Genomic DNA, 18,599 nt, shown 5'->3' on the forward strand with positions numbered 1-18,599 from the left:
GCCAGTTGAACAGCGCCGTGCGGGCACCGCCGATATGCAGGTAGCCGGTGGGCGAAGGGGCGAAACGGGTAACGACTTTCATCGGGCAAACCTTGGGGGCGATCGGGGACTGAAACCTTGGGAAGCAGGGGTTTTAGCATACGGGGGCAGGCGGGCAAGCCGCGTTCCCGTTTTGCACGGATTGGCGGCCACAGGGCTGTCATGCAGAGAATTCAGCCATGGCACGGCTAGCCCGAACTCTTCTGTGGCGGCGGTTCGCCGCCGGCCTGACCGCCGGCTGGCGCGACCTGCGCGGTTTCGACGCCGTGACCTGTTTCCTGGCGGAGCGGGAACGCTGGTTCCTCTGGTTACCGGCCCTGCTGGGCGGCGGCATCGCCATCTATTTCCTGCTGCCCGTCGAGCCACCTGTGCTGCCGCTGCGGCTCGGCATTGCGGCCTTGGCGCTGGCAGTTTTGCTCACCAGATGGCAGGCCCTGTGGCATCTGCCGCTGCTGTTGCTGTTGACCATGCTCTGCGGCCTGTGGCTGGGGGCAGAACGCAGCGCGGCTGTCTCGGCACCGGTGCTGCAGCGGCCGAGCGGCGCGATCTGGCTGGAAGGCCGCGTGATCGAGGTCGAGCCGCGTGACGCCGGCCATCGCCTGCTGCTCGATGATCTGCTGCTGCCCGGATTCAGCGTGGCGGAAACGCCGCAGCGCCTGCGTATCACCCTGCGCCGCGATGGCGAGTTGCTCTGGCCGGGCGACCGCCTCCGGCTGCGCGCTATGCTGCTGCCGCCTCCTGAGCCTGCCATGCCGGGTGCCTTCGATTTCGCGCGCTATGCCTGGTTCCGGCAGATCGGCGGCGTCGGGTATGCCATCAGCACGCCGGAGGCGATGCCGGCGCAAGAGGAAACCGGCTGGCACGATGCGGCCATGCTGGGCCTCAGCGGGTTGCGGCAGGACTGGACGCGCCGGATCTCGGCGCAGTCTGAAGGAGCCGGGGGCGCCATCGCCACCGCGCTGATGACCGGCGTGCGCGGCCCGATCCCCGACCATGTCGATGCCGCGTTCCGCGATTCAGGACTGGCGCATATCCTCTCCATCTCCGGGCTGCACCTTACGCTGGTGGCGGGCCTGCTCTTCTTTCTGGTGCGCGCCGCGCTGGCGCTGAACCCGGCGCTGGCCCTGCGATACCCGATCAAGAAATGGGCTGCCGGCGCGGCTTTGCTCGGCGCCCTGGCTTATACCTTGCTGTCGGGCGCGGCCCTTCCGACCCTGCGCGCGCTGCTGATGATCGCGCTGGCCCTGCTGGCGGTAATGCTCGATCGGCGCGCCATCACCCTGCGTGCCGTGGCCTGGGCCGCGCTGCTGCTGCTGATCATCTGGCCCGACAGCCTGCTCGACCCTGGTTTCCAGATGTCGTTTGCCGCCGTCACCGCGCTGGTGGCGGCTTTCGAGGATATGGCGTCGCGACTGATGCGCTGGCGCCAGCAGGCCGGACCATTGCGCATCGCGTTGCTGTGGCTTTTCGGCGTTATGGCGGCCAGTTTTGTCGCGGGCCTCGGCTCGTCGCTATTCGCCGCCTATCACTTCAACCGCGTCGCCGATTACGCGCTGGTCGCCAACCTGCTGGCGGCGCCGCTGGTCGATTTCTTCATCATGCCGCTGGTTGTGCTGGCTTTCATCCTGATGCCGCTGGGACTGGAGGTTCTGGCGCTGACCCCGATGGTCTGGGGCGTCGATCTGCTGATCGCGCTGGCGCAATGGGTGGCCAGCTGGCCCGATACGGTCGGCACCGTGCCGGCGATGCCGAACTGGGGCTTGAGCGCCGTGGCGCTGGGCGGCCTGTGGCTCTGCCTGTGGCGGCGTCGCTGGCGCTGGCTGGGCATCATTGGTCTTTGCGCCGGCGCGCTGTCACCCTGGCTGGTGGCGCAGCCCGACATGCTGGTCTCGGGGGAAGGCCGCCTGCTGGCGGCGCGGAGCGGTGACGGGCGTTTTTACCTGAGTCGCACGCCGCCGCGCGGATTCGCGGCCGAAACCTGGTGGGAACGGCTCGGCGCGCCGCCGCTTTACCCCTGGCCGACCCTGCGCCGCAACGAGACCGATGGCAGCGTCGGCGCCGATGGCAGCCTGCGTTGCGATCCCGCCGGGTGCAGCTGGCGCCATGCCGGATTTCTGGTGGCCCTGCCGCAGCAGCCGCACGCCATCACGGAAGACTGCCGCCATGCCGATGTGGTGATCGCGGCGCGGATGCCGGTGCGCTATCGCTGCCCTTCGGCGAAAGTGGTGATCGACCGCAACGACCTGTGGCGTGGCGGCACCCATGCGCTGTATCTGGATCGCGAAACGGGTATCCGCGTCGTCACGGTGGCGCAACGGCGCGGCCGCAGGCCCTGGGTAATTCCAAAAGGCCATGGCGCCGCGCACGACAGCGCAGGCGGCGAGGGGGATCGCTAGCCGGCGGGGAACAATCGCGCCGGTCCGGCGTTCGAAGGTCGACAGAAAAAGAGCAAGGAGGCCGCCGTGATCACGATTCTCGCCCTGATGGCCGTGTTGTTCCTGCTGGTGTTGCCGATCTGGCCCTACAGCCGGAACTGGAGCGTGGTACCGGGCAGCATGGTGGCGCTGGTGATCCTCACCTTCCTGGCCTTCATGCTGGTCGGCAATATCGTGGCCTGATCGGCTGACGGCGGGTATGAAAAACAGCGGCATGAAAAAAGGCGGGAGATGATCCCGCCTTTTTCCTCATTCTGTGCTGGTGTGTTTAGTAGCGCCGCAGCAGGCCAACCAGCCGGCCCTGCACCTTGACCCGGTCGGGTCCGAAGATGCGCGTCTCATAGGCCGGGTTGGCGGCTTCCAGCGCCACCGAGTTACCCTTGCGGCGCAGGCGCTTCAGCGTCACTTCCTGCTCATCGACCAGGGCGACCACGATGCTGCCGTTTTCGGCATTGTCGCTGCGCTGGATGATCACGGTGTCGCCATCCATGATGCCGGCATCGACCATCGAATCGCCAGCCACTTCCAGGGCGTAATGGTCGCCGTTGCCGAGCAGGCCGATCGGCACGTCGATCTGCGTGCTCATGTCGCGCAGGGCCTCGATCGGGGTGCCGGCGGCAATGCGGCCATAGAGCGGCAGGGTGACGATGTCGCGCGCGTTATAGGGACTGACATTCACCGGCGTGCCCTGCATCGGGCCGCTGCCTTCCACGGCACGCGGCATCAGCCGGTTGCGCGGAGCGGCGCTGCGCACATTGCCGCCGGCCACGCCACCACGGGTTGGCACGGCGGAATCGGGCAGGCGCAGCACTTCCAGGGCGCGGGCGCGATGGGCAAGGCGGCGGATGAAGCCGCGCTCCTCCAGGCCGGTCACCAGGCGGTGGATGCCCGACTTGGATTTCAGTTTCATCGCTTCCTTCATTTCCTCGAAGGATGGCGATACGCCGGATGTCTCCAGCTTCTCGTGAATGAACAGCAGCAGGTCGTGCTGCTTGCGGGTCAGCATGGTCAGCCTCCTCGGTCTGGGTTCGGCCGCCCTTGGTCCGGTAAACGCAGCCCCGCAACCGCGCGGGTCCCGCGAAAGCGGAAGGCCGGAAAAATGGGAACCGGCCAGACGGAACGAACAAGAAATCCACGAAATGTTCTAATGAGGTTCTGCATTCGGGTCAAGTATTTTTCCACAGGGCTAGGGATATATGTGGGGTAGGGTATGGTCGATATCTCCTACAGGTTGAGTCGATACCAGCCTCTACCCTGGTCGCCCGGGCTTTACGGAACTGTCCGTACCGGGAAATATGTCTCAATAAACAAATGCCCCAGCTTGGCCAGAAGGCCGACGGGACCGGATCACCGGCCCGAGGGGAGGGAGGAAAGTAGTATGGGTATTCGGCAGAAGCTCACCCTGGCCATTGCCGTTCTGGCGGCCCTGACCCTGGTTTCCAACGTGATCGGCGGATTGTTCTTCGGGCGGGTGCAGGACAGTTACGCCGGCATCACCACCACCAATCTGCCGGCCGTGGTCGCGGCCCTGAACCTGGCGGCGACCAGCGCCGAACTGACCGCCAACGCGCCGGCGCTGGCCAGTGCGGCCAATGATGCCGCCCGCCAGAAGGCGGCCGGCGAGTTGAAGGGCAAGCAGGACGAGCTGAAGCAGGCGGTCGAGAAAGTGAAGGCGACTGCCGCGCCCGAGCAGGCCGAGCAGATTGAGGCGATCGACAAGGCGATCGAGACGCTGGATCGCATGATGGCCCAGATCAACCGCTCGGTTACCGCGCGGCTCAATTACACGACCGACCGTGAGCAGTTGCTGGCCAGGATCAATGCCGACTATCTGGGTTTTCAGGCGCAGATGCGCCCCGCGCTGGATCGCGCGATCTTCGAACTGCGCCAGCCCAATGCCAAGCCGGAAGTGGCCGAGGCCGCCAATGCACTGATTGCGGCCGGCAACGCGGTGAACCAGCTGGTTGGCGTGCTGGCGGTGGCGGCCCAGGGACCAAGCAATGCCGAGTTGGACAAGCTGTTTGCCGAATTCACCAAGCTGAACAGCACGGCGCTGGAGGAACTCGACTGGGCTTCCAAGCAGTTCGACATTTCCGAGCTGCTGGCCACCACGCAGAAGCTGCTGGGGTATGGCCAGGGCACCGAAAGCATGTTCGGCGTGCGCCGTGGCGAATTGCGCACGGTGAATACTGCCGGCATCGCGCTGACCCAGGCCCGCAATGCGGCGGCAGAATTGTCGGGCAAGGTGCATGCGCTGGTCGATGATGCCAGCAAGGCAGCCGATGGCGCGGCGACCCAGGCGGCCGGCGAGTCGAGCACGGCGCAGATCGTGCTGGTCGTCATCACCGTGCTTTGCCTCGGCATCGCCGCCCTGATCGGCCTGCTGTTCGTCGGACCGCAGGTGACGGCGCCGATTGGGCGACTGACCGCGGCAACCCGCCGGCTGGCCGAGCGCGACTGGTCGGTCGAACTGGCCGAGACGAAACGCAACGACGAACTGGGCGAGATGGCGCGCGCCATCGAGGTGCTGAAGACCAGCGGCCAGGAAAACGAGAAGCTGCAGCGCGAGGTGGAAAGCGGCCGGGCCGATTTCGAGCGCCAGCGCAAGGCGCAGGAAGAGCTGCTGGAACAGGCGATCGGCCAGATCGTGGCGGCCGCCACCGCCGGCGACCTGACCCGCCGCATCGATGCCGAGTCATTGCAGGGCGTGATGCGCACGCTGGGCATCGGCGTCAACGACCTGCTCGGCACGGTCGAGCGCGCGCTGAACGACCTGGGCCAGATGCTGGAGGCGCTGGCCCATGGTGATCTGACGCATCGCATCGCGGGCGGCCATCGCGGCCTGTTCGAGACGCTGGCTGAGAATGCCAACACACTGGCCGGCAAACTGGCCGAGATCGTCGGGCGCCTGAGCCAGACGGCGGGTAATGTGCGCGATGCCTCGGCCGAGATATCGGTTGGCAGCAACGACCTGGCGCAGCGCACCGAACAGCAGGCCGCCAGCCTGCAGCGTACGGCGGCCTCGATGGAGGAGATCACCGCCACGGTGCGGCACAATGCCGACAATGCCAGGCAGGCGAGTCAGCTTGCCGTCAGTGCGCGCGACACTGCGGACCAGGGCGGTACCGTGGTTGGCCGGGCCGTGCAGGCGATGGGGCAGATCGAGGACAGCGCGCGCAAGATCGTCGACATCGTCGGTCTGATCGATGAGATCGCCTTCCAGACCAACTTGCTGGCGCTCAATGCCTCGGTGGAGGCGGCGCGGGCCGGCGAGGCCGGCAAGGGCTTCGCCGTGGTGGCGCAGGAAGTGCGTGGGCTGGCGCAGCGCTCCGCCGATGCCTCGAAGGATATCAAGGCGCTGATCCAGGAATCGAATGCCCAGGTGCGGGATGGCGCCAAGCTGGTCAACGAGGCCGGCGCCTCCCTGAGCGGCATCGTCGAGGCGGTGAAGCGCGTGGCCGGCATCATCGAGGAAATTTCGATTGCCAGTCAGGAGCAGGCGTCGGGCTTGGACGAGATCAATGATGCCGTGGCGCAGATGGACGAGATGACGCAACGCAACGGCGCGCTGGTCGAAGAGACCACGGCGTCGGCGCAGTCGCTGGCCGATCAGGCGCGCGACCTGGCGGCCTCGATCACCTTCTTCCGGCTTGATCAGGACGCGGCGGCGAGGGCAGCGGAATAGATTGCGGCATCGCGATCCGAGAAGCAGCAGAAGATCACGCGTTCGGGTTTGGGCTGCTCCGATATCCAGCGGCGCGCCTCGGCCAAGGCAATCCCTGTCGCGGCCTGCAGCGGGTAGCCGAAGATGCCGGTCGAGATCGCCGGGAAGGCAATGCTGGAAAGGCCGTGTTGCTGCGCCAGCGCCAGACTGTTGCGATAGCAGGCGCCCAGCAGTTCCGGCTCGCCGCGATGGCCGCCCTGCCAGGCCGGACCGACGGCATGGATCACATAGCGGGCGGGCAGGCGATAGCCGGCGGTGATCCGCGCCTCGCCGGTCGGGCAGCGGCCGATGCGGCGGCATTCCACTTCCAGATCCGGTCCCGCGGCGCGATGGATGGCGCCACAGACACCGCCGCCGGCCAGCAGGCTTTCATTCGCTGCGTTGACGATGGCATCCACGTCCAACTGCGTGATGTCACCGATGACGACAGAAATGCGTGCGTTTGGCATGGGCGAATCCTAGCAGGGTTGCGAATCGCCGTCCCGCGCTGTCTTTACCTTTCGCTAACCATGGGGAAACGACAATGGCGGCAACGCGTTGCACGCCGCGCTTGCCCGGCCTGCCGCAATCCTTTAACCGGGTCCAGATGAGCGATCCTGCCACCACGCCGCCGCTGAGACTGAAGCCGCGCCGCGCCGCCACCGCGCAATCCGCCGCCGGTGCCTATGGCGCCGTGCAGGCGCAGGCCGCGCCTGGTCACGTAATGCCGGCTCAGTCGCCGACTGCAACAGGGGCGCCAAAAGGGACGCTGGCAAAAAACCGCGGTTTCGTTGCCGTCAACTGGCCGTTGATGACCGCTGCCGCCGCGCTTCTCGCTGGCGGCATTGCTGTCGGTATGGCGGTTGGCCAGGCGCCGGCGTCGAAGCCGGCCATGGCGGCGGTCGCGCCGCTGCCCGGCACGGTACCGGCCGCCAATTCCTCAGCCGCGCCGTCAGGGCCAGTCGCCGCCGTACCTGCCCAGGGTTGGCGCCCGGTTTCTGATCTGGCGCGTGTCGCCGTGGCACCGCCGCCACCACCCATCCTGCCGCCGACCGAGCCGCCCGCCATCGTTAATCCTGCTCCGGCCGAGGCGCCCATCGCTGTGGTCGTCGCTCCCGCCGAACCGGCGAAGCCGCCAGTGTCGGCTCCTGCTCCGGTGGCACCGGTCGCCGCGAAGCCCGAAGTCGTGAAATCCTCGCGTCCAGCAACCGATACGCCGGTCGCCGTAAACCGCATCGGGCCCAGGTCTGCCGATCCTGCGGTCCAGCTTGCCGCCGCCGTGCCGCCGCCCGCAATGGCGCCACGCGCAGCCGGCAATCTACATGCCTGGCGTGTCCGCGCCGTGCCGCCGCCATCAGGCGCGAAACCGCCCTATGTGGCGATCATCATTGACGATGCCGGTCTTGATCGGCGCGGCACGCAGCGTGCCACGAAACTGCCGGAACCGATCACGCTGTCGTTCATGAGCTATGCCGCCGATCTGTCGGAACAGGCCGCCGCCGCGCGTGCTGCCGGCCACGAGGTGATGCTGCATCTGCCGATGGAGCCGCTGGATATCAAACGGCATAATCCCGGCCCGAACGCGCTGTATGTGAATCTCGATGAGGCCGAACTGCAACGGCGGCTGGACTGGCATCTCGACCGCTTCAGCGGTTATGTCGGCGTCAACAACCATATGGGCAGCCGCTTTACCGCCAATGCCGCGCGCATGACGCAGGTGATGGAGTCGCTTGGCCGCCGCCAGGTCTTCTGGCTCGACAGCCTGTCAGGCCCAAGCTCCGCCGGTCCGACGCTGGCGCGCCAGCGCGGCCTGGATGCCGCCGAGCGCGATATCTTCCTCGACGACGACCGTTCGCCCGGCATCGGCCATGAACTTGCCGCGATGGAACGCATCGCGCGGGCCCGCGGCGACGTGATTGCCATCGGCCATCCCCATGCCACGACGCTCAGCGCGCTGGAAAGCTGGATCGCCAGCGCGAGGGCCAAGGGCTTCAGCCTGGTGCCTGTCAGCACCGTGCTGCTGCGCCGCCAGCAGCAGGAACGCTGAAAAAACGGCGTGACTTTTGACGCGCCGCCGCGCAGTCTTGCCTGAGGGAAACGCATCCGGAATGGCTCGCCTTTGCTGCGTGGCATTGAAAGCATACTGATCGAGCATTGGGCGGCGTTGTTCCGCTATGCCTTGGCATTGACTGGTGACCGCGAGAAGGCCCGCGACCTGATGCAGCAGACCGCGCTGAATGCGCTGACCTCCCGCGCAACGGCGCCGCAGACCGGCCGTGAGCAGTCTTGGGCCTTCAGAGTTCTGCGCAATGCCTGGATTGATCAATACCGGCAGGAACGCGCTTCGCCGATCGTGGATGTCGATATCGGCGCAGCCCAGACTCCGCGGTATTATGACGACCGCCTGCTGGACGACATGGCGGTGCGCGAGGCGCTGCAGCAACTCGATGTGGCGCATCGCGAAGTGGTGATGCTGGTGGATATTCAGGGCTTCCGCTATGCGGAAGCCGCTGAAATCCTGCATGTGCCGGTGGGCACGGTGATGAGCCGCCTGAGCCGGGCCCGCCTGTTGCTGCTGGAAATCATTGGCGGCAAGGTAGAAGTTTTGGAGAAAGCGCGGAGACGCCGGTCGTGACACCGTCCTGGGAGACCCTCAACGCCTATGTCGATGGCGAACTGGATGCGGAGGCCGCCGCAGAGGTGGCGGCTGCCGTGGCCAGCGATCCCGACATCGCGGCGCAGGTGGCAACGCTGACCCGGCTGAAGGCAAGTGCGGCGGCCTCGCTGCCGGTCGTGCCCCAGATCATGCCGCCCCTGCCGGTGCTGCGGCGCAGTCGCCGGTCGCGTCCCGTCACCCGTATCGCGCTTGCCGCTGCTTCGCTGCTGCTGGTGGTTGGGCTTGGCGTGGCCGTCTTGTTGTCGGTCTGGCCGGCGCGGGATGAAACACCCGCCGCCCTGCTGGCCGCCGCCGGTTTGCACCGCACCTGGATCAGCGGGCCGGCCGGCGCCGCTATGCGACCCAGCCCGGTCGCGACCGCCACGACACTGACGGAAATCCCCGATCTCACCGCTGCCGGCCTGACGCTCAGCCATGTCATGCCGGCCAGTGTGGCAGGGCAGGGCCGCAGCATCCTGCTGGGCTTCCGCGGCCCGCGCGGCTGTCAGGTCAGCCTGTGGATCGGCGAGGCTTTGCCCGATTTCGCTGCCGTTCCGGTGCGCCAGCAGATCGACGGCCTCTCGGCCTATGTCTGGCGCGTGGAGCATAAGGGCTATGCCCTGATGACCCGCGACATGGATGCGCAACGTTTCGTCACGCTTGCTTCCGCCGTGGCGCGGATCACCCGCGAACGTTTTCAGGTCGACGACCTGACCCGTATGGCGTTGCAGCAATCCGCCGATCCGGCCTTGCCCTGCCCGGCCTGAGCCGGGCTTCCGGGCCCGGGCGGTAGAAATTTTTCAGTCGCTACGGAATAAACCGGCCCGCGTTTCCGTCTTACTCCACACAAGCCCGTGTCCATGAAGAGGCGGGCAGAACCGGAGGAAGCGCCATGGCGAAGGGTTGGAAAGAACGCGGTTTTTTCGAACTGTATCAGGATGATCCGGAGCGCGCCGATGCGCTGGTCTTTGGCCGCCGCACGGGCGCCAGCCGGCGTGGCTTCCTGCAGGGCACCGGCCTGGCCGCGATGGGTGCCATGGTGGGGGGTGCGATTCCCTTCAGCGGCAACATGCCGTCGGGCCTGATTCCGGCCGCCATGGCGCAAGGCAGCGCGGCGGCGCCGAAAATCCTCAAGATGGATGGCAAGGCCGAACTGGTGATCCTGGGCGACAAGCCCTTCGTGGCCGAGACGCCCGAGCATCTTCTCAACGACGATATCACGCCGAATGACAAGATCTTCATCCGTAATAACGGCACCCCGCCGGATGCGGCAGGCAATCCAGACTCCTGGGAATTGACTGTCGACGGCGAAGTGAACAAGGCCCTGAAACTGACGCTGGGCGAGCTGAAGCAGAAGTTCAAGCCGGTCACCTATGCACTGCAGATGGAATGCGGCGGCAACGGCCGCAGCTTCTTCGAACCCAAGGCCAGCGGCAACCAGTGGACCAATGGCGCGATTTCCAATGCACGCTGGACCGGGGTGCGGCTGAAAGACGTGCTGGAAGCGGCCGGCCTGAAATCCAGCGCCGTCTATACCGGCCATTATGGTCGCGACAGCCACCTGTCGGGGGATCCGAATAAGCCGGCGATCAGCCGTGGCATGCCGATCGCCAAGGCGATGGAGGAGCACACCATCATCGCCTATGCGGTGAATGGCGGGCCAATCCCGCAGATCAACGGCGCGCCGCTGCGCCTGATCGTGCCGGGCTGGCCGGGCTCGACCTCGCAGAAATGGCTCAGCCGCATCTGGATCCGCGACAAGGAGCATGACGGGCAGGGCATGACCGGTACCAGCTATCGCGTGCCGATCAAGCCGATGATTCCGGGCAGCAAGGCCGATCCGAAGAATTTCCGCATCCTGGAATCGATGCCGGTGCGTTCGATCATCACCAACATCGCCAACGGCACCGAACTCAAGGCCGGCACGCGGGCGATTGCCCTGCGTGGCCATGCCTGGGCCGGCGAGCACAGCGTGGCCGAGGTGCATGTGTCAGGCGATTACGGCCAGACCTGGCGCAAGGCCAAGGTTGCCAAGGCGGCGAACAAATACGCCTGGCAGACCTGGAACGCGGATCTCACCGTGCCGTCGGAGGGGTATTACGAATTCTGGGTGCGGGCGATCGACAGCACCGGCCGTGGCCAGAGCCATGCGGCGGCCAACTGGAATCCGCAGGGTTACGGCGGCAATGTGATGCACCGGATCGCCGTGCTGATCCCCGCCTGATTACCGGAGAGGATCGCATATACATGACGCGTTGGTTTGCTGCTGTTGTTCTGGCGGCGTCGCTGGCTGTTGCTGCCGGCGGCGCCGTTTTCGCCCAGTCATCATCCGCCGAGCGGGAACCCGAAGAACCCACCGTGTTCCCCGAGGGCGAGAATCGCGACGAGGTGTTTTACGTCTGTACCGCCTGCCATGGCTCGGATCTAGTCCGCGCGCAGGGCCACAGCCGTGAGCGCTGGGCCGAAGTGCTCGGTATCATGGTCGAGAAGCACAACATGGCGCCGCTGGAAGGCGAGGATCTGGACAAGACGCTGGATTATCTGGCCAAGGCGTTTCCGCCCAAGGGGCGTGGCTACACAAATCCGTTCCTGAACCGGTCAACGGCCAAATGAACCGGCGATTCAGTCCTTGATGAAGTGGTAGGCGCAGCCGGGCGTCATCCGGCCGTCTTCCACGCGGATGCAGCCTTCGCCGCGCCCCTCCAGCCGGAACATGTCGCCGGCGCAGGCCAGCAGGTAATCCTCGGCATGGCTGTAGCGGCCACTCGGCCGCAGGGTGAACCCGCTGCCGGGCGCACCCATCTCGGTGGTGAACAGGAAGCTGCCACCGGGCGCCAGCGCGCTGGCCAGCTGTTCGAACAGCACGCTGAGATCGCCGACATAGATCAGGGTGTCGGCGGCAATCGCGACGTCGTAGGAGAGGGGTAGGGCCGTATCAAGGGCGGCATGCAACTCATTCTGCTGCAGGCTGTCGTAGATACCGCGCCGCTGCGCCTGCTCCAGCATGGCGGGAACCATGTCGACGCCGTCGAGCCGGGCGGCATAGGGACGGAACGGCACGCCGCTTAAGCCCGTGCCGCAACCCAGATCGAGAATGCGCCGGCCGCCATCGACGGGCCAGCCGGCATTGATGGCAAGTTGATGCAGCATCTCCGGGCCGCGATACCCCAGGCGGGCCAGATGACGGTCGAAAGTCGGGGCGCGGCTGTTGAACAGCCAGTTCACAAAAGCGGGCGGCGCCCGCTCGGGCTTGTCGCCCTGCAGCGAGGCCAGCAGGTGACTGACAACACCGGATTGCGGCGCCAGGGCCTGCGCGCGCTGCAGGCTGGCAACGGCAGCTGCGCTACGGTTCAGGTCGATCTGGCTCATGGCCAGGCCAAGCCAGGACAAAGCCCGGTCGGCCTTCACCACCGCTTTGGCGAAATAGCCTTCGGCCTCGGCATGGCAGCCCGCTTCCAGGGCGCGGATGCCGCGCTGTTCCCAGCCGATCGCATCGAGTGTGACATCATGTTGCATACCCCGGAATTTGGGGTAGCGATCCGTGCAATGCGATGGGATTATTTGGAAATATTGCTGCGGCCGTTTACCGCCTGATAACCATCGCCGGCTTGCGGCGTGGTTAACCGGTTTTCACCATTTTCAGTCTTCGCCGTCCATGGCCTTTTTCAGCGTTTCGGCATCGTAGTTGGTGCCGATCGACATGGCGCAGATGCGCGAGATATGGGTCAGCGGCAGGCCGCTTTCCTTTGCCCAGGCATTCATCTGGGCCTGAATCTTCAGCCGGTCGCGCTTCGAGGTCGGGTTCTCGGAAATCTCCACGCCGGCATCGCGCAGGCAGAGGATCACGTCGCGCGAGGCGATCCAGCTGTCGCGACCGAGGAAACGGATCAGGTATTGCCCGGTATTTCCGCCCAGCCGCGAGCCGCGCTTGGCCAGCAGATCAAGCAGGCCAAGCTGGTCATCCATCGGCCAGGTCGCCAGCAGCTTGCCGAAACTGCCGTATTCGGAGGCGATATCCATGACGAATCGCGCATTGTCGCGTACGGAACGAATCTTCTGCGGATTGCGCACGATGCGCTTGTCGGAGGCCAGCTTCTCCCAGAACTCGTCCGGCTTGTGCAGCAGCTTGCGCGGCTCGAAATCGAGGAATGCCGCCTCGAAGCCGTCCCACTTGTTCTCAATCACGCTCCACACGAAGCCGGCGGAGAAGACGCGCTTGGCCATTTCAGCCAGCGCGCGGTCGTCTTTCAGCCTGGCCAGTTTCTTGTGGTCGGGCAGGGGCGGCAGCAGTTTCTTGAGCGCTGCTTCGCCGCCTTTGCGTTTGGCCGCTCTCGCCCGGATGGTCTTGAACGAGGTTGCCATGCGAAATCCCTCCGGCTTTACTGCCCGCGCCCGCCGCGGCTGGCATAGCGCTCGGCTTCCTCGGCGGCGCGGATCAGCGCCTTGGCCTTGTTGACGCATTCGACATGTTCCGACATCGGGTCGCTGTCGGCCACGATGCCGGCGCCGGCCTGCACATACATGGTACCGTCCTTCACCAGTGCGGTACGCAGGGTGATGCAGGTATCCATGCTGCCATTGGCCGAGAAATAGCCGACGCCACCGGCATAGAAGCTGCGCCGCACCGGCTCCAGCTCGTCGATGATCTCCATCGCCCGCACCTTTGGCGCACCCGATACCGTGCCGGCCGGAAAACCGGCGAACATGGCATCCAGGGCATCCAGGTCTGGGCGAATCTTGCCTTCGACATTCGAGACGATGTGCATCACGTGGCTGTAGCGCTCGATCTGGTTGCGCTCGGTGACTTTCACCGTGCCGATCTGCGCCACGCGGCCGACATCGTTGCGCCCGAGATCGAGCAGCATCAGATGTTCGGCCAGTTCCTTGGGGTCGCTGAGCAGGTCCTGGGCCAGGGCCTCGTCCTCGCTTGGCGTGGCTCCACGCTTGCGGGTGCCGGCGATGGGGCGGATCGTTACCGTCTCGTCGCGCAGGCGTACCAGGATTTCCGGCGACGAGCCCACAAGGCACGGTCCGCCGAGATTGAGATAGAACATGAAGGGCGAGGGATTGGTGCGCCGCAGCGCGCGATAGAGCGCAAATGGCGGCAGGCGGAACGGCAGGCTGAAACGCTGGCCGACCACGACCTGGAAGATGTCGCCGGCGGCGATGTAGTCCTTCGCCTTGCGTACCATCGCCATGTAGTCGTCGGGCGACATGTTCGACTGCGGCTCGGGCAGGGCATCCAGGTCGGCGATCTGGTCGCGCACGGCGCCCAGCGGCCGATCGAGGTCGGCGACAATGTCGCTCAGCCGTTCGCTGGCCATGGCATAGGCGGCGCGGGCATCCATGCCGGTCTGCGGTCGCACCGGCGTGACCAGCGTGATCATGTCGAGCACGGAATCGAAAATCGCCATCACCGTGGGACGCATCAGCAGCCCGTCGGGCAGGCCCAGTGTGTCCGGGTTGGTGTCGGGCACTTTCGGCTCGATCAGCCGCACCATGTCGTAGCCCATGAAGCCGACAATGCCGGCTGCCATCGGCGGCAGGTGGCCGGGCAGCTCAATGCGGCTTTCGGCCAGCAGCTTGCGCAGGGACACCAGCGTCGGCTCGGGGCAGGGCTCGAAAGCGGTCTGGTCGAACCGCGCCTTGCGGTTGATCTCCGCCTTCTGGCCCTGGCAGCGCCACAGCAGGTCGGGCTTCAGGCCGATGATCGAATAGCGGCCGCGCACCGCGCCGCCTTCGATGGATTCCAGCAGGCAGGACCATGGCCGCGTATCAGCCAGCTTGAGGAAGGCCGAAACCGGCGTTTCCAGGTCGGCGACCAGCTGGGTCGAGAGCACCTGGGCTTCCCCGGCCATATAGGCCTTGGCGAAGCTGGCATAATCGGGCGTGATCTTCATCGGCGGCACGTTGCTGGGTTACAGCCCAGTGGCGCGGGCGCGGGCCGCCGGATCGATTTTCACACCGATATCCTTCTGCACGGTCTGGCGATACTGCTGCACCAGGTCCTGCGCGATACCGCCGGCGAGTTGCTGCGCGGTTTGGTCTTTCTGACGCGCAATGGCGGCCGGATCGGCCGCTTCGACACGGATCAGGCGCGCGACAATGGCATTGGCCGGATTGGCGCCGGCGGGACCAGTCACGACGTCACCTGGCTGCCTGGCATTGAACAATGCGCTGACCACGGCGGGTGACAGCGCGCGATCGGCCGGCTGGCCGCCGCGCGACAGCGGCGCACTGAGCTGCACGGTGGCGTCGGCGCTGGCGGCTTCCTTGCCAAGGTCGCCGCCACTGCGCAGGCGTTCGGCAATCTGCTTGGCCGCTTCGGCTGCCGCTTCGCTGCGGCTGCGCTGCTGCAGGGCCGCCATCACGTTGTCCTTCACGTCAGCCAGCGGGCGGAGCGCTGCCGGTTTCACGTCGGTCGCCTTCACCAGGATGAAGCCGCCATCGGGCTGGTCGACGATATGCGGCTCGGCATCGGCATCCAGGTCAAAGGATTCGGAGAGGAAGGCCGGCAGTTTCGGCAGGGCATCGACCGGCTTGCCGTCAGCGCCAAAGCCCTGTGCATCGATATTGGCGGCGCGGACCAGCGTGGTCTTCTGCGCCGTGGCGATCTCGTCCAGCGTGGCGCCACCGGCGATCTGGTCGTCGATCTGCTGGCGCAGCTTGACCAGGCCTTCGGTTGCCTTGCGCAGGGCGATCTGCTGGCGCAGTTCGTCTTTGGCTTCATCCAGGCTCTTGGTGGTGCCGGGCTGAATGGCGGTGACGCGGGCGAGATGCCAGCCGAAGGGCGAAGTGGCCGGTTCGCCTACCGTATTCAGCGGCAGCGCGAAAACGGCATTGGCGATGCTGGCCGGCAGTTCGGTCTTGGTCAGGGTGCCGAGTTTGACATCATCGGGCTTCAGCTTCTGCAGCCGCGCCGCCATGGCAATGAAGTCCTCGCCCTTCTGCACGGCATCATATGCCGCCTTCGCCTCGGCCTCGGTGGCGAACACCACCTGCTCGACGGCGCGCTTCTCCGGTGTCACATAGGCGGAGCGATGGGCGTCGTATTCCTCGCGCAGTTCCTCGTCGCTGACCGGCATCTGGGCGGCATATTGCTGCGGCGTGACGGCGAACCAGGCCAGGCTGCGGCGCTCGGGCGCGGTATAGGCCAGCGGATTGGCCTTGTAGTAATTCTCGATCTGCGCATCCGACGGCGCGGCCGGGGCGGGCAGTTTCGCGGCGTCGACCACAATATATTCGGCCAGCCGGCGTTCCAGGCGATAGCCCAGGATGGTGTCGACCATGGCGTTCGGCACGGTGGTGATGCTGCCAAACAGGCTGCCGAGCAACTGGGTGCGGGCCAGGTCCTGACGCAGCAGCGCGACCAGCATGCCTTCCGAGTAGCCCTCGTTGCGCAGGTAGCTCTCGAAGGCCAGGCGGTCGAACTGGCCGGTGATGCCCTTGAAGGCCGGCGCGTTGGTGATCGCCGCGCGCACCTGTTCATCGGTGATCATGATGCCGAGCTTGTCGGCGGCCTGCACATAGAGCTTGTCTTCGATCAGGCGGTTGAGCACCGTCTCGTCGAGGCCGAGTTGGCGGGCCTGCTCGGGCGTGAAGGCGCTGCCGAAGCGGCGCTGCAGGCTGCTGACCTCTCGGCGATAGGCATCGGCGAATTCCGGCTGGCTGACCTTGGCAGAGCCGACGGTGGCGACGTCGCCGCCGCCACTGAAGCCGCCGATATAGTCCGCGATGCCCCAGACGCCAAAGCTGAGGATCAGAAGAATCATCAGGCCCTTGGCAATCCAGGAGGCGGCGCCGGAACGCATCTGCTGCAGCATGAAACACCCAAAAAAGTGAAGCGAAACAAAGGCTCTGGCCTGATCTTCCGACCCCGGCCGAAACGGTCGGGCATAGTAAGGCCGGGGCCCGGAGGCGGCAAGGCACCGGCTTTGCCTTTCGGGGCGGAACTTGCTACGACAAGCCCGGTTTTTCCCCATCTCTCGACCCCTAGTCCTGTGAGGTTTCCATGGTGGCGCGGCGCCCCCTGATTGTCGGCAACTGGAAAATGAACGGCCTGGCGGCTTCCCTCGCCGAGGCCTCGGCGCTAGCCGGCAAGGTCAAAGCGCAGGCCTCGCAGGCCGAACTGGGCCTCTGCCCGCCGGCCACCCTGGTCGCGGCGATGGCGGCGACCCTGAAAGGCACCGGCATAGGTGTCGGGGGGCAGGACTGCCATGCCAAGGCCTCGGGCGCCCATACCGGTGACATCGCGGCCGAGATGCTCAAAGACGCCGGCGCGGCTTATGTGATCGTTGGCCATTCCGAACGCCGCGCCGACCATGCCGAAAGCGACGAGGTGGTGCGGGCCAAGGCGCAGGCGGCCCATCGTGCCGGCCTGGTGGCCATCGTCTGCCTGGGGGAAACGCTGGCCCAGCGCGATGCCGGCGATACGCTGAAGGTGGTGGGCGCGCAACTGCGCGGCTCGCTGCCCGACGACGCCAATGCCGCCAACACCGTGATCGCCTATGAACCGGTCTGGGCCATCGGCACCGGCCGTACCCCGACCCTGGAGCAGGTGGCCGAGGTGCATGCCGCGATCCGCCAGGATCTGAAGGCGCGCTTCGACGACGGCGCGGGCTTCCGCATCCTCTATGGCGGCTCGGTGAAGCCCGACAACGCGAAACAGTTGATGGCCGTGCCGGATGTCGATGGCGCGCTGGTTGGCGGCGCCAGCCTGAAGGCGAACGATTTCTGGCCCATCGTGGAAGCCAAGGGCTTCAGGTAATCGCATGGGCGCCGAGGAGCGGGATCGGGACGGCAGCATCGCGGCACTTAAAAAAGTGGCCGCGCAGTTTGCCGTTTCCGTCACGCCGCACCTGCAGGCGCAGATCGACCCCAGCGATCCGAAAGACCCGATCGCGCGCCAGTTCCTGCCCGATGTGGCGGAACTGGTGACGCATGAGCATGAGCGCGGCGATCCGATTGGCGACGAGGCGCACAGCCCTGTGGCCGGCATCGTGCACCGCTACCCCGACCGCGTGCTGCTCAAGCTGGTGAATGTCTGCCCGGTCTATTGCCGTTTCTGTTTCCGCCGCGAGATGGTAGGGCCGGGTTCGAAAGGCCTGAGCGCGGACCAGCTCGATGCCGCCATCGACTATATCGCGCGGCATCCGGCGATCTGGGAGGTGATCCTCACCGGCGGCGATCCGCTGATCGTCTCGCCGCGCCGGCTGAAAGAGGTGATCGAACGGCTGAATGCCATCCCGCATCTGGGCGTGATCCGCATCCACAGCCGCGTGCCGGTCGTCGACCCCGGGCGTATCGGCGACGATCTGGTCGCGGCGCTGAAATCCGGCGACAAGGCCGTGTGGCTGTTGCTGCATGCCAACCACGCCCGCGAATTCGTGCCTGAGGCGGTGGTGGCGATCCGCCGCCTGGTGGATGCCGGCATCCCCGTGCTGGGCCAGTCGGTGCTGCTCAGGGGCGTGAATGACAGCCCGGCGGCGCTGACCGACCTGTTCCGCGCCATGGTGGCCAACCGGATCAAGCCGCATTACCTGCATCACGGCGACCTGGCGCGCGGCACCAGCCATTTCCGCCTCAGCCTGGAAGAGGGACAGCAACTGATGCGCCGCCTGCGCGGCCATACCTCGGGCCTGCTGCAGCCGACCTATATCCTCGATATCCCAGGCGGGCACGGAAAAGTGCCGGTTGGGCCGGCCTACGCCGAGCCGCAGGGAGATGGCTCCTGGCAGGTTACCGACCCCTGGGGCTGCAGCCACCG

The 18,599-nt window shown here is 66.1% G+C and carries 17 protein-coding genes; 10 read left to right on the top strand and 7 right to left on the bottom strand.

What is annotated here, in order from left to right; genetic code table 11:
- The coding region (locus Q1J79_RS04570) for a glutamate--tRNA ligase family protein (RefSeq protein ID WP_300297323.1) at positions 1 to 82 on the bottom strand (82 nt) is incomplete at its 3' end.
- Positions 83 to 218: 136 nt separating this feature from the next.
- On the opposite strand from Q1J79_RS04570, the gene Q1J79_RS04575 reads away from it, so the two are divergent.
- Both Q1J79_RS04575 and Q1J79_RS04580 read left to right on the top strand, forming a co-directional pair.
- Positions 219 to 2,435: a ComEC/Rec2 family competence protein gene (locus tag Q1J79_RS04575; protein ID WP_300297137.1), complete on the top strand. Its 2,217-nt coding sequence runs from the start codon at positions 219 to 221 to the stop codon at positions 2,433 to 2,435.
- A 66-nt stretch (positions 2,436 to 2,501) separates the two neighbouring features.
- Complete coding sequence (locus Q1J79_RS04580) at positions 2,502 to 2,657, top strand: DUF3309 family protein (protein WP_300297140.1); 156 nt, start codon at positions 2,502 to 2,504, stop codon at positions 2,655 to 2,657.
- Between the two features lie 85 nt (positions 2,658 to 2,742).
- Here the strand turns inward: Q1J79_RS04580 and lexA are convergent, their stop codons facing one another.
- Complete coding sequence (lexA, locus tag Q1J79_RS04585) at positions 2,743 to 3,480, bottom strand: transcriptional repressor LexA (RefSeq protein WP_300297143.1); 738 nt, start codon at positions 3,478 to 3,480, stop codon at positions 2,743 to 2,745.
- Between the two features lie 372 nt (positions 3,481 to 3,852).
- Between lexA and Q1J79_RS04590 the strand changes: the two genes are divergently transcribed.
- Positions 3,853 to 6,159, top strand: coding sequence for a methyl-accepting chemotaxis protein (locus Q1J79_RS04590; protein ID WP_300297145.1), 2,307 nt, complete (start codon positions 3,853 to 3,855; stop codon positions 6,157 to 6,159).
- Here the strand turns inward: Q1J79_RS04590 and Q1J79_RS04595 are convergent.
- Positions 6,129 to 6,647 (bottom strand): O-acetyl-ADP-ribose deacetylase, encoded by a 519-nt coding sequence (locus Q1J79_RS04595; RefSeq protein ID WP_300297148.1) that lies wholly within the window; start codon positions 6,645 to 6,647, stop codon positions 6,129 to 6,131. The genes Q1J79_RS04590 and Q1J79_RS04595 overlap by 31 nt on opposite strands.
- A 74-nt stretch (positions 6,648 to 6,721) precedes the next feature.
- Between Q1J79_RS04595 and Q1J79_RS04600 the strand changes: the two genes are divergently transcribed.
- The 5 genes from Q1J79_RS04600 (at position 6,722) to Q1J79_RS04620 (ending at position 11,446) form a co-directional block, all read left to right on the top strand.
- The gene (locus Q1J79_RS04600) at positions 6,722 to 8,224 is read left to right on the top strand and encodes a divergent polysaccharide deacetylase family protein (protein WP_300297151.1); all 1,503 of its coding nucleotides are present in this window, start codon (positions 6,722 to 6,724) and stop codon (positions 8,222 to 8,224) included.
- Positions 8,225 to 8,296: 72 nt separating this feature from the next.
- Positions 8,297 to 8,812 (top strand): sigma-70 family RNA polymerase sigma factor, encoded by a 516-nt coding sequence (locus tag Q1J79_RS04605; protein ID WP_300297154.1) that lies wholly within the window; start codon positions 8,297 to 8,299, stop codon positions 8,810 to 8,812.
- Positions 8,809 to 9,600, top strand: a complete 792-nt coding sequence (locus Q1J79_RS04610) for a hypothetical protein (RefSeq protein WP_300297157.1) — start codon at positions 8,809 to 8,811, stop codon at positions 9,598 to 9,600. Before Q1J79_RS04605 ends, Q1J79_RS04610 begins: the two co-directional genes overlap by 4 nt.
- Positions 9,601 to 9,725: 125 nt before the next feature.
- Complete coding sequence (locus Q1J79_RS04615) at positions 9,726 to 11,057, top strand: sulfite oxidase (protein ID WP_300297160.1); 1,332 nt, start codon at positions 9,726 to 9,728, stop codon at positions 11,055 to 11,057.
- A gap of 23 nt (positions 11,058 to 11,080) precedes the next feature.
- Complete coding sequence (locus Q1J79_RS04620) at positions 11,081 to 11,446, top strand: hypothetical protein (RefSeq protein ID WP_300297163.1); 366 nt, start codon at positions 11,081 to 11,083, stop codon at positions 11,444 to 11,446.
- A 9-nt stretch (positions 11,447 to 11,455) separates the two neighbouring features.
- Here the strand turns inward: Q1J79_RS04620 and Q1J79_RS04625 are convergent, their stop codons facing one another.
- The 4 genes from Q1J79_RS04625 to Q1J79_RS04640 all read right to left on the bottom strand — a co-directional run bounded on the left by Q1J79_RS04625 (position 11,456) and on the right by Q1J79_RS04640 (position 16,656).
- The gene (locus Q1J79_RS04625) at positions 11,456 to 12,349 is read right to left on the bottom strand and encodes a methyltransferase (protein WP_300297165.1); all 894 of its coding nucleotides are present in this window, start codon (positions 12,347 to 12,349) and stop codon (positions 11,456 to 11,458) included.
- Between the two features lie 123 nt (positions 12,350 to 12,472).
- Positions 12,473 to 13,195, bottom strand: a complete 723-nt coding sequence (locus Q1J79_RS04630) for a DNA-3-methyladenine glycosylase I (protein WP_300297168.1) — start codon at positions 13,193 to 13,195, stop codon at positions 12,473 to 12,475.
- A 17-nt stretch (positions 13,196 to 13,212) separates the two neighbouring features.
- On the bottom strand, positions 13,213 to 14,733 hold the full coding sequence (gene trpE, locus Q1J79_RS04635; protein WP_300297171.1) for an anthranilate synthase component I: 1,521 nt from the start codon (positions 14,731 to 14,733) through the stop codon (positions 13,213 to 13,215).
- Positions 14,734 to 14,751: 18 nt separating this feature from the next.
- Positions 14,752 to 16,656, bottom strand: a complete 1,905-nt coding sequence (locus Q1J79_RS04640) for a SurA N-terminal domain-containing protein (RefSeq protein ID WP_300297174.1) — start codon at positions 16,654 to 16,656, stop codon at positions 14,752 to 14,754.
- A 188-nt stretch (positions 16,657 to 16,844) separates the two neighbouring features.
- Between Q1J79_RS04640 and tpiA the strand changes: the two genes are divergently transcribed.
- Positions 16,845 to 17,600 (top strand): triose-phosphate isomerase, encoded by a 756-nt coding sequence (gene tpiA, locus Q1J79_RS04645; protein ID WP_300297176.1) that lies wholly within the window; start codon positions 16,845 to 16,847, stop codon positions 17,598 to 17,600.
- A gap of 4 nt (positions 17,601 to 17,604) precedes the next feature.
- Positions 17,605 to 18,599: lysine-2,3-aminomutase-like protein (locus Q1J79_RS04650; RefSeq protein ID WP_300297178.1), on the top strand; the 995-nt coding region annotated here is incomplete at its 3' end.

Source organism: Ferrovibrio sp. (assembly GCF_029255545.1).
Lineage (GTDB): Bacteria > Pseudomonadota > Alphaproteobacteria > Ferrovibrionales > Ferrovibrionaceae > Ferrovibrio.